Source organism: Paenibacillus apii, from assembly GCF_011043685.1.
In the GTDB taxonomy this organism is placed as follows: domain Bacteria; phylum Bacillota; class Bacilli; order Paenibacillales; family Paenibacillaceae; genus Paenibacillus_AQ; species Paenibacillus_AQ sabinae.
Genome location: NZ_JAAKGU010000002.1, coordinates 540,084 through 550,955 on the forward strand (window position 1 = coordinate 540,084; position 10,872 = coordinate 550,955).

Consider the following 10,872-nt stretch of genomic DNA (forward strand, 5'->3'; position numbering starts at 1 on the left):
GAGTGAGCATGCTTCAAATTTCCGGCCTGAGCAAAAGCTTCCGGATCGACGGACGCAGTCTGCCGATTTTGGATATTCCTTCTTGGCAGGTGGAAAAAGGTGAAAAGGTGGCGATTACCGGACCCAGCGGGTCCGGTAAAAGCACGTTGCTCCATTTAATCAGCGGAATTGCAGTACAGGACAAGGGTGAGATTTATCTGGAGGGGCAGTCGCTGCACACCATGACGGAGGCACAAAGGGATCGGCTTCGGGCCATGAACATCGGATATGTACTGCAGGATTTTCACCTGATTCCATCTCTTACCGCCAGCCAAAATATCGAAATCGCAATGAACGCCAGTATGCCTGCGAAGCAGAGAAAAACGCTCATCTCAGAGTGGCTGGAAAGAGTAGGCTTGCCAGACCGGGCGAAGCATATGCCTTCCCAATTGTCCCGGGGGCAACAGCAGCGGGTGGCGATTGTCCGCGCGCTTGTGAACAATCCGCCGCTGGTGCTTGCGGATGAGCCCACCGGCAGTCTGGACTGGGAGACCGCGGATGAAATTTCGCGGCTTTTGCTCGATCTTAGTTCTTCCAGGCAGCAGACCCTAATTGTCGTCACGCATGACCTGAACATGGCGGAGCGTTTTCCGAAATGTCTGGATATTAGGGAGTTGAACCGCGTTCGGAAGCATGTTGGGCATCCAGCCGGAAGAGGCGGCGATCAGGAGGTGAGCAACGGATGAATCTTTTTTCATTGTCGCTGCGCAATATCCGGCATCGGCTTTTTCTTTCTTTTCTTACCGTCTGCGCGATCGGGGCGACCGTCGCTTTTATTGTTCTATTTTCGCTTTTCCGGGACAGCGTCGAGCAGGGGGCGGAAAAAGGATACGGCCCGTTCGATCTCGTCATTGGCGCGCAGGGCAGCGAAACCCAGCTTGTACTGAATACGTTCTATCATATCGGCGCGCCTACCGGGAATATTCCGGCGAACCTGCTGGACGAGGCGCGGCGCGATTCGGGCGTGGACAAGGCGTATGCCATGACGACCGGAGATAACTACAATGGATTTCCGGTAGTCGGAATCGATCCGGAGTATTTTCTGACACGGTACGGTGACCGTACGCTGAAGGCAGGCGCGCTGTATGCTAGAACAGGCGAAGCCGTTGTCGGATCGCATGTCGCGCAGACACTCGGTCTGAATGTGGGCGATACGTTCGCTGGCGCTCACGGGCTTGTGGAGGAAGGAGAGCATCATTCCGCCGAGGAGGAGGCCGAGAGCCACGCCGGTGAAGAAGAGAGAGAAGAGGAAGAACATTCACATGAAGGCTTTAAATATACGGTGACCGGTATCCTGCCCACGCTGAACACTCCGGATGACCGGGCGGTGTTCACTACTGTTGACTATGCTTGGGCGGTTCATGAGCTTCAGGGGGAAGACCGGGAGATTACAGCCGTTCTGGTCAAACCGTCAACTCTGCTTGGCGCGCATAATTTGAAGCAGACGCTTGATGGCAGCGGAGGAGTACAGGCTGCATATACAAGCAAGGCCGTGTCAGATGTGGTAAACGCGGTCGATCAAGGTTCCCGGCTTGTCGAAATATTGGCCGGCCTGTGTGTGCTTCTTGCCGCGATTACGATTCTGTTGTCCTTGATCGCCGCTGCCGGGGAGCGCACCAAAGATGCCGGTCTGCTGCGGCTGCTGGGCAAGCCGAAGAGTTATGTATGGATGACACTGATCAGTGAGGGTCTGATCCTGACGCTAACCGGCCTTGCGGCGGGCTTCCTTGCGGGACATTTGTCCGCGCTGCTCTTTAGAGAAGTGCTGTTTGCCAAAGCGGGAGTCCGAATCAACCCTTATCTGTGGAACGCCGATCACGGCTGGATTGCTGCGGGAACGATCGCGCTCGGGCTGCTGGCCTCGCTGATTCCCGCCTTTCGGATGTACCGGCTTCAGCCGCTCGCTTTGTTTAAATCTTAGGAGGTAAGCTGCCTTATGAAGACAAGACAAAAGTTTCTGACCGCCGCGGCTGTGTGCCTTACCCTATTGCTGTCCGCATGCGGCAAGGATGGGGAAGAGACGTCGGCGTCTTCGTTTTCGTCGGTTCAGAACACCTCGGTATCTGCTGAGGAACAAAATAATTCCCAGGTGATTGAGGATAGAAAGGCAGCCGGGGATTCTGCCGCTGCTTTAAATTCCGCTTCGCCGGAGGACTCCCCGGGCGCTTCCCCATTCCCGGGTTCCGCCACCGCTGCCATCAGCTCTGCCGAACCATCCGCTACCGCCGCTCCGGGCTCTGCGGCACCGTCCCCGGCGTCAACTGCCTCGGCTTCGTCTGATGCGAAGCAAACGCCGCTTCCAAAGACGGCAGCTTCGAATTCGGCCAAAGGAACGCCTTCCGCCGGTGGGGCGAAGGCCAGCGCTGGCAAGCCTGCGGCTGTTCCCGCCAATAGCGCCGCAGCCAAGACGTCCGGCGCCAACCGCCAAGCGTCTGCCGCCGCTGCTTCCCCTACGCGTAAACCTGCTTCGCCTTCCGTCAATACGAATAACGGCGGCAAGACGGAAGCCGCCTCTTCCGCCGCTCCGGCTAAGAGCCCGAATGCAGCTAGCCCGTCAGGTACGGTAACCATAGGCTGGTCGGATTTTTTTGATGGGGGAGACCAAACCCGGCCTTCGGAGCGCTTCTGGGACCTCAGCGAGAGTAAAAGCACAGTAACCATCAAAGGCTTCATGGGCGAGGTGCTCTCCTTCGAAAAGCACTGGTTCCTGCTGATCCCTCAGCCCGGCGCCGAATGTCCTTTTGACAACGGGGACGAAACGTACTGGAACAAGATTATGATTGTATTTGTGCCGGATGATTTCAAGCTGAGACATAAGACGGGTCCGCTCCAGGTGACTGGACGGCTTGAGGTAGGCATTAAAATCGACGAGTCCGGATACAAGACCATGTTCCGGCTGTACGACGCTTCATTTGAGGAAATTAAGGAGTAACACGTTTCAAACTTGCGGCTTGTCCGGGGAGAGAGCTTCCCTGCGGACAGGCCTTTATATTTTCTTTTTCCCCGGCAGCCACGCATCCGTATCATAGCCCCGCTGTTCCCAGTAGCCAACATGGTCGCCTTCGATCAGTTCAATCCGATTGAGCCATTTCACCGATTTATAGGCATACATTTGCGGAACGATCAGGCGTACGGGACCGCCCAGTTCATTTGTAATCGGCTTACCGTCATGCATTACGGCGACCAGGATATCGTCCATCCTCGCCTGCTCCAGAGTGAGCGAATCGGTGTAAACGCCGTCCCCGGAATAAAATTTGACGCTTGCAGCACCATTTTGCACGGAGGCCATGTCGAGCAGCTTGGCAAGGGGGATGCCTTCCCATGTATTTTTATACACCGACCAGCCCGTAATACAGTGAAAATCGCTCACCTGAACCTCCCGCGGGAGATTCACGAACTGCTCCCAGTTCCAGTTCAGCTTGTTGTCCACCAGACCGTCAACCGTAAAAGACCAGTTCGAATTGTCGAAGGAGGGGATGTCCGTTACCGTATACACGCGAAAATGCCCTTCTGCGCCCCCTCCGATCGGCGGGGATGACTGCGGCAGCGGAACGGGGTCGGGCAGGAGGTGGTTGGCATTAGCCGCCGCAGGCACTTCAGACGCAGGCAGCTGCAGCGACCGGCCCATCCATCGGACAAAAGTAGGTCCGAGCGTAACCGCCAGCCCCGCGCCGACGGCAGCTTTGAGAAAGCCGCGCCGCGTATATAGAGGTTGGGGATAGTGACTCCCTTTTTCAACACGTTCGGTAGTATCTCTGTCTTTGATGCCGGGTTCCGGCACAATCGAGCGCCGGTTCGGTTCTTGGAGCCAGCGGGTGCGGGTAATCGAGTGATAAATGATGATCGGCAGACCGATCCAAGTGAAGAGATCATGCGCCAGCAGCGCGGCATTGGCCGCCCGGGGGCCGAAGACTTTGAACAGCCAGAGGACAACACCAGATACGATCCAACCTAGCAGCAGCGCAAGAACCGTGATGACATTGGCTTTTTGCCCCGGTTTCCCATTTAGCCGTTTCCAATGCTTCGCCGCCAGCAGCAGATAATAGGCAACCGGAACGAGCAGCGCAAGCCCGGCCAGGATATGCCCCCATTTCAGCCAAACGCGGCCTTCTCCCAGCCATTCCCTCCAAAAAGCGCCCAGCAGCATCAAGCCGCTTACAGCCAAGAACAGCACCAGCCAGGCGTTCCATGCGTGAATGGTAACGAGCTTTTTTCCATAGCCTTTCCGGATGCGCACAAGCGCTTTGTTTGCCATTGCCTCTCCCCCTATCTGAAAGACCGGTCGATAATTCAAGTTTTAATTAATTGTAACGCAAAAATCGGACGTTGAATAATACAAGGAAATTTTTCTGATAAGATGAGAAGGTAATGCTTATGGCACAAGAGGAGGCTGTCCGCTGTGAAGCAGGAAACGATATTGCTGGTAGATGACGAGAAAGAAATTGTGGAGCTGCTAGAGATTTATTTTAACAATGAGGGCTATCGGCTGCTAAAAGCCTACAACGGCCTGGAGGCTCTGGAATGTCTGGAGCAAGAGGATGTGGATCTGATTATTCTGGATGTCATGATGCCGCAGATGGACGGGATTGCCGCCTGCCTTAGAATTCGGGAGGATCGGAATATGCCGATTATTATGCTGTCCGCCAAAAATACCGACATGGACAAAATTACAGGTCTCAGCCTTGGCGCGGACGATTATGTCGGCAAGCCATTCAATCCGCTGGAAATCGTGGCCCGGGCCAAATCCCAGCTTCGCCGCTATCATAAATGGAACCGGAATTTCCCCGCCCGCAAAAGCGACCATGAGCTTCAGTTCGAGGATTTGCTTATCGACACAGCGAAGCATGAAGTCAGCGTGGATGGCCGCAAGGTTAAGCTGACACCCAGGGAGTTCGCCATTCTGGAACTGCTGGCCCGTCATCAGGGTCAAGTGCTGAGCATGGAGCAGATTTACCGCAACCTGTGGAACGAGCCGTTTCTTGACGGAGGGAACACGGTCATGGTGCATATTCGCAATATCCGTGAGAAAATCGAGCTTAATCCGAAGCGTCCGCGTTATATCCAAACGGTCTGGGGAGTCGGTTATAAGCTGGACAGTCCATCCTGATGAGACGAAAGGCGGGATTACTCGTATGAACGTAAAATATATAGCGACTATCCGGTGGAGGTTTATCCTGGCTTTTATGCTTAGCAGCGTGTCGGCGGCGGCGCTGCTGACGGCTTGCTATCAGTTGGTGAACTCGATGGTCTATTCGAACTCGGGCCCTCCAAATGCCCCGTACCGCCGAATTCTCCGGTGGATCATTAACCACATTGGCTCAGTTCCTTTGCTGACGACGGTGGGAATCGCCAGTTTTTTGCTGTTCTTTTTTATTTATACGCGCAAAATCATCGTGTACCTGGAGGAAATCACACAGGGCATTCAGCAGATGACCAGAGTGGGGATGGCGCATAGAATCGAGGTCCGTACCGGAGACGAACTGGGAGTTCTGGCTGAAAATATCAACGAAATGGCCAAGCGGCTGCAGCGCTCCCTGGAGGAGGAACGAAGGGCGGAAAATGCAAAAAACGACCTGATTACGGGTGTTTCCCATGATCTTCGGACTCCGCTCACCTCTATCCTTGGATTTCTGGAATACATTGAGCGCGACCGCTGCCGGGAAGAGGCCGAAATGCGTTACTATGTGAGCATTGCCTATCAGAAAGCATTGGTGCTACAGAAGCTGATTGACGATTTGTTCGAATATACCCGTGTGAATGGCGGAGGACTAACGCTGGCGCTGCAAAAGCTTGATTTGAAGGCATTTATGCGCCAACTGGCGGAGGAATCGGTTCCCGCGCTGGAGCAGGCCGGCATGATATATCGAATAGAGGATAATGCCGACAGGCTGTGGATCATGGCATCCCCCCATGAGCTTGTCCGGGCCTATGAGAATTTAATTACCAATGCGATCCGCTATGGAAAAGAGGGCAAGAGAGTGGAGATCGGACTCAGCCGGGAAGGCGATGAAGCGGTGGTGCGAATCCGCAATTTCGGCGAGCGGATCGCGGAAAGCGATCTGCCGCATATTTTTGAACGCTTTTACCGGGCGGAGCGCTCCCGTTCGCAGCATACCGGCGGGTCGGGGCTGGGCCTTGCTATCGCCAAAGGGATTATCGAGCGTCACAACGGCGTCATTTCCGCGGAAAGCGATATGAGCCGGACCGATTTCATTACCCGCTTCCCCTTATACGAAGAAGGGATGCCTGAACCAATATTAAGAAATTCTTAAGAAAAGACCCTCGCGGTTCTTAAGATTTGGCCGCTATCCTTTAGCTTTAGGTTGGCAGTTGCCTGAATGCGAGGAGGAAAAAGCTATGAAAAAATTGTATACGGTGCGGTTCAGCTATTTGTATATCACCGGCGGATGCGCTCTGCTGAGCGGCGTCCTGTTGTTTGTCGTCCGCCGGATATTTGCCCTGCTGTACACTTATTATTCGCCGGAACCGGATGCCCTGTTCACCCGGTTGTCGAATGGAGTTATCAATGTTGTTGGGCGGACGCCACTCTCCGCCGTCTTGTATTTGTCATGTTTCGGCCTTCTGTATATGCTCCGGTCCCAAATGCTGGACAATGATATGAAGGCGCTCCTGCGGGCATCGGAGAAGCTGGCGGAAGGCGGCAAGGGTTCGGAAGTCGCAGTGTGCTCCAAGGGAGAACTTGGTGAAATCGCCGCTAATTTGCAGCGAATCGGCAGAAGCGGATCGGCGCCGGCGTATTCGCCTGAATTGCAGGGCCCCCGCCAGTCAGCGCTTTCGGAGCGACCGCCCGAACCGTCGGGTCCCCGCCCGTCGGCGGTTCCGGCGCGTTCACCCGAACCGTCCGGTTCGTACTTATCTGTAGCCCCGGCGCCGCACTCTTCCCGTTGCCCGAAGCCGTCTGGCGGCGTGAACGACGGATTCGGAGAGACGGCGGATGGGATCAGCGGGGAGGCGATCGCCCTCGTTCTAAGAACGAGAAGAATACTTCGAGAGCTGTCGGCGGCGGAATCGGAGGTCCCGGACCGCGAGAGTGCTCTATACGCATACCTGGAATCGGCGAAAGTGGAATTGCTGGACATGGAACGTTCACTGGAAGGCCTGATTGTTTCATGAAGCCCAAATTTGCTGTTCACAGAGATATGCGGTTACCTCGTAACTATACAATCCGGGGCCGCCGTCTTGCCGCTCTCCGCTTCCTGCACAGGTTGTTTGACGTGATGGTGCTCGCCGCTATACTGGCGTTGATCGCGCTCTTCTACATGTGCGAGTACGGAAGATTTACCGTTCACCGCCATCCGGATATCCTGATTCTTCCCGAATCCAGCGTCATCGCCGCTTCGGACGGCACGCCTTTGCGTGAAATTCCTTTGCCCGGCTCCGGCTATAGACTGACGGCCAAACTTCAGGAAATGCCGGAGCTTCTGATCAAGACGATTATTGCCGTTGAGGACCGGCGCTTTTATGACCATGATGGCCTTGATTACAAGGGGATTCTGCGGGCAGTAGTGAACAATTCCGCTCGGATGAGGCTTTCCGAGGGAGGGAGCAGCATTACGCAGCAGCTTGCCCGCAACCTCTATCTGAACAGGGACAGGACGTTATTTCGCAAGCTGAATGAAGCCGCCATCGCCGTCGCTATGGAAAAGCGGCTGTCCAAGAATGAAATCCTGGAGCTGTATTTGAATGAAATTTATATGGGGAGAGGAGAGTACGGCGTGAAGTCTGCGGCGGAGCGCTATTTCGGCGTCTCCGAGCTAAGGCGGCTGGAGATTTGGCAGATAGCCATTTTGGCGGGAATTCCGAAAGGGCCCTCCGTCTATAATCCGGTGGATAACGCCAAGAGGTCGCTGGATCGGCGCAGACTTGTCCTTGGCGTCATGCGGCGCGATGGCTTAATCACCGACAGCGAAATGAGGGAGGCCGCCCGCCGTAAGTATGAGCCGCCCGGAGAGGCTGAGTCCGGACCGTCCGCCGTCTCCTATATGGAGGCCTCGCTCCGCGAAGCGTCCCGGGTAACCGGCATATCGGCGAACGAGCTTCGAACGGGCGGGTATCTGATTGAAACCGCGATGAATAAAGGAGCTCAGTCGGCGTTAGAGAAGGCTTTTTCGAGGAAGGAACTCTTTCCTCCGGATGGCAAGAGCAGCAAGGCGGAAGCCGCCATGGTCATTATGAATCATCATAACGGCGAGATCGTGGCTATGATGGGTGGACGCAGTCCCCGCGAAGGAGATTTGAACCGGGCCGTACTTGACGCCCGCCAACCCGGCTCCGCCTTTAAGCCGATTATCGTTTACGGACCCGCGCTGGAGAGCGGGCGGTTCACGCCTGACAGCGTGCTTCCTGACCGGCCGTACGCTTACGGAAGCTATCGGCCCGAAAATATCAACAATGCCTATGCGGGAAAATTAACGATGAGTGCGGCACTTCGAAAGTCCGCCAACGCCCCAGCGGTATGGCTTCTAAGGCAGACGGGCCTTGCTTATGCGCGTCAGTTTGCTTCCAAGCTTGGTATTGAGCTTACCGACGAGGACAATAACTTGTCGATAGCACTTGGCGGGCTGCATAAAGGGGTATCTCCGCTGAAGATGGCCCAAGCCTATAGTGTGTTCGCAAGCGGTGGCAACTACCGGGAAGCCTATACCGTACGCCGAATTACAGACCGTCACGGAATCTTGTTATATGAGCATGTTCCGGCAGCTTCCCGGGTGATTTCAACTCGAACTGTCGGGGAAATGACTGCCATGCTGCGGACCGTCGTCCAGGAAGGTACAGGTATAAAAGCGCGAATGAACCGACCGGTTGCCGGAAAGACCGGCACGACGGAGCTCGATCTGCCGGGAACCGATCGCAAGGCGAATCGTGACATTTGGTTTGTCGGTTACACGCCAGAATGGACGGCGGCCGTGTGGATGGGTTTTGACCGAACCGATCGAGATAACTACATGACCACAGGTAGCGGAGCAGCGGCCGCCTTATTTGCCAGGGTTATGGAACCGGCCTTACGTCAGGCGCGGCGATAGGCTCTGATAAGCCTTAATGTACCCAGTTTTCATGACTCCTTCTTTTTCTTGCCCGGGACACCAAAAATTCCGCTTACCATAAAAAAGCTCATCCTCTCTTTAAAAAGAAGCCATGAGCCTTTTTGCCTGCGGTTCAGTTTCCCATGGCTTACTCCGCCGCCCACTCCTCCAGCTTACCGTCCCCCGGAAGAAGCAGGGCAAGAAGTCCGAGAAGCGGAAGAAAGCCGCAGACAATGAATACGCTCGTGATACCTACCGCATCAATCATGTGGCCGATGAACAGCGAGCCGATGCCGCCGAGTCCAAAAGCGAGGCCTGTAATTAAACCGGAGACGGTGCCGATATTGCCGGGATACAGCATTTGCGCGTAAATGACGGTAACCGAGAAACTGGACAAAAGAACGAATCCGCCGATTAGCAGCAGCACACCTGCCCAAAACGGGCTTGCGAACGGAAGCGCGAGCGCGAAGGGCACGGTTCCGACCATGGAGAACAGGATGAGATTCCGCCGTCCGAACCGGTCCGCCAGTGGACCGCCGAATAGAGTACCAACCGCGCCGGCGGCCAAGTACATGAAAATATAATTCTGGGCATGGTCCAGCACCATACCGTACTTCTCCATTAAATAGAACGTATAGTAACTGCCGATGGCCTGACCGTACCACGACCGCACAAAGACGAGGATGACCAGAATGACGGTGGCATTCAGAATGCTTTTATTCCTGGCAGGGTCCATTGCGCGGGAAACGGTTTTTTTGCGAAAGGTATACCCTGCGTCCAGCATCTCCCGGTACCAACGAGCTACATAGGTCTGCACCAAGACGCCAGCAGCTGCGATCACCGTGAATCCCAACGCGCCGATCTGTCCAAACGGGATGAACACCCATTTTGTCAACAGGGGACCGAGAGACTGTCCGGCATTGCCCCCGACCTGGAAAATCGATTGGGACAGCCCCTTTTTCAGTCCCGCCGCCATATGTGCAACACGCATGCCTTCAGGATGAAAGGCCGCGGAGCCGAAGCCGATCAGAATAACCGAAAGAAGCACCAGTACATAATTATTGGCGTAACCCAGCAGCAGAACACCCGTTAAGGTGCTGCCCATCCCGAGCGGAAGCAGGATTGGACGCGGATGGCGGTCGGCGGCATAGCCGATGATCGGTTGGATAACCGAAGAAGTGACGTTGAGCGCGAATGATATCCATCCGACCTGAGCGTACGAGAGCAGCATATTGCTCTTAAGGATAGGAAAAATCGCCGGAATCACCGCCTGAATCGAATCATTGAACAAGTGAACGAAGCTGACGGCGAGGAGTATCCGGTAGATTGTAGCCTGCTGAAGATTGCGCTGCTCACCGGCCGCCAATTTTGACGGGGCTAATGTTGACGTCGACTGATTTCTCATAACAGCTCCTTTCCATATTAAAACCGGGCACATCGATATGAACTAAGATAACTCTTTTTGCCGTTTTACCGCAATGAACATTACGGGGAAGGATGATAGATTGATCGTTTAACCCTCTAGCAAGGAAGAGGAATAAATTATTTGAAAAAAGGGTTGCGCAATTGCTGTTGGCATGATATATTATTTCTTGTCGCTCGCGAGGTTGTGATGAAGATTGAAATCACGATTGAAAAAAAGAGTTGACGAACGAAGTTGAATATGTTATTCTATAATTCCTGTGCATGAGACGAAATGTTCAAGTGCCGGGAGCAAGTTCTTTGAAAACTGAACAAATGGAACACGTTAATTTATAAGATTCATATTAATGAATCGTCAGTTTCAAAA

General features: G+C 54.4%; 9 protein-coding genes. 7 read left to right on the forward strand and 2 right to left on the reverse strand.

What is annotated here, in order from left to right:
- Positions 1 to 8 precede the first annotated feature (8 nt).
- The 3 genes from G5B47_RS08260 to G5B47_RS08270 are packed head-to-tail and all read left to right on the forward strand — an operon-like array spanning position 9 to position 2,971.
- Positions 9 to 725 carry an ABC transporter ATP-binding protein gene (locus tag G5B47_RS08260; protein ID WP_165096589.1) on the forward strand — a complete coding sequence of 239 codons (717 nt, stop codon included), beginning with the start codon at positions 9 to 11 and terminating at the stop codon, positions 723 to 725.
- A complete protein-coding gene (locus G5B47_RS08265) occupies positions 722 to 1,960 on the forward strand; it encodes an ABC transporter permease (RefSeq protein ID WP_165096591.1) in 1,239 nt (412 codons plus the stop codon). The genes G5B47_RS08260 and G5B47_RS08265 overlap by 4 nt, the downstream gene beginning before the upstream one ends.
- Positions 1,961 to 1,975: 15 nt before the next feature.
- Positions 1,976 to 2,971: an RAD23 family protein gene (locus G5B47_RS08270; RefSeq protein ID WP_165096594.1), complete on the forward strand. Its 996-nt coding sequence runs from the start codon at positions 1,976 to 1,978 to the stop codon at positions 2,969 to 2,971.
- 54 nt (positions 2,972 to 3,025) lie between these two features.
- Here the strand turns inward: G5B47_RS08270 and G5B47_RS08275 are convergent, their stop codons facing one another.
- On the reverse strand, positions 3,026 to 4,294 hold the full coding sequence (locus G5B47_RS08275) for a molybdopterin-dependent oxidoreductase (RefSeq protein WP_165096597.1): 1,269 nt from the start codon (positions 4,292 to 4,294) through the stop codon (positions 3,026 to 3,028).
- Positions 4,295 to 4,438: 144 nt separating this feature from the next.
- Here G5B47_RS08275 and G5B47_RS08280 point away from each other — a divergent pair, with 144 nt between their 5' ends.
- The 4 genes from G5B47_RS08280 (at position 4,439) to G5B47_RS08295 (ending at position 9,083) form a co-directional block, all read left to right on the forward strand.
- Positions 4,439 to 5,146 carry a response regulator transcription factor gene (locus G5B47_RS08280; protein ID WP_165096600.1) on the forward strand — a complete coding sequence of 236 codons (708 nt, stop codon included), beginning with the start codon at positions 4,439 to 4,441 and terminating at the stop codon, positions 5,144 to 5,146.
- 25 nt (positions 5,147 to 5,171) lie between these two features.
- On the forward strand, positions 5,172 to 6,311 hold the full coding sequence (locus G5B47_RS08285; RefSeq protein WP_165096603.1) for a sensor histidine kinase: 1,140 nt from the start codon (positions 5,172 to 5,174) through the stop codon (positions 6,309 to 6,311).
- A gap of 85 nt (positions 6,312 to 6,396) precedes the next feature.
- Positions 6,397 to 7,173, forward strand: a complete 777-nt coding sequence (locus G5B47_RS08290; protein ID WP_165096606.1) for a hypothetical protein — start codon at positions 6,397 to 6,399, stop codon at positions 7,171 to 7,173.
- Entirely contained in the window at positions 7,170 to 9,083 is a 1,914-nt protein-coding gene (locus G5B47_RS08295) for a transglycosylase domain-containing protein (protein WP_235949771.1), read from the forward strand. Before G5B47_RS08290 ends, G5B47_RS08295 begins: the two co-directional genes overlap by 4 nt.
- A 148-nt stretch (positions 9,084 to 9,231) precedes the next feature.
- Here the strand turns inward: G5B47_RS08295 and G5B47_RS08300 are convergent, their stop codons facing one another.
- Positions 9,232 to 10,488 (reverse strand): MFS transporter, encoded by a 1,257-nt coding sequence (locus tag G5B47_RS08300; protein ID WP_165096609.1) that lies wholly within the window; start codon positions 10,486 to 10,488, stop codon positions 9,232 to 9,234.
- Positions 10,489 to 10,872: the final 384 nt, after the last annotated feature.

Coding starts and splice junctions, on each gene's coding strand:
- G5B47_RS08260 (WP_165096589.1), top strand. CDS start 9: ATGCTTCAAATTTCCGGCCTGAGCAAAAGCTTCCGGATCGACGGACGC.
- G5B47_RS08265 (WP_165096591.1), top strand. CDS start 722: ATGAATCTTTTTTCATTGTCGCTGCGCAATATCCGGCATCGGCTTTTT.
- G5B47_RS08270 (WP_165096594.1), top strand. CDS start 1,976: ATGAAGACAAGACAAAAGTTTCTGACCGCCGCGGCTGTGTGCCTTACC.
- G5B47_RS08275 (WP_165096597.1), bottom strand. CDS start 4,294: ATGGCAAACAAAGCGCTTGTGCGCATCCGGAAAGGCTATGGAAAAAAG.
- G5B47_RS08285 (WP_165096603.1), top strand. CDS start 5,172: ATGAACGTAAAATATATAGCGACTATCCGGTGGAGGTTTATCCTGGCT.
- G5B47_RS08290 (WP_165096606.1), top strand. CDS start 6,397: ATGAAAAAATTGTATACGGTGCGGTTCAGCTATTTGTATATCACCGGC.
- G5B47_RS08295 (WP_235949771.1), top strand. CDS start 7,170: ATGAAGCCCAAATTTGCTGTTCACAGAGATATGCGGTTACCTCGTAAC.
- G5B47_RS08300 (WP_165096609.1), bottom strand. CDS start 10,488: ATGAGAAATCAGTCGACGTCAACATTAGCCCCGTCAAAATTGGCGGCC.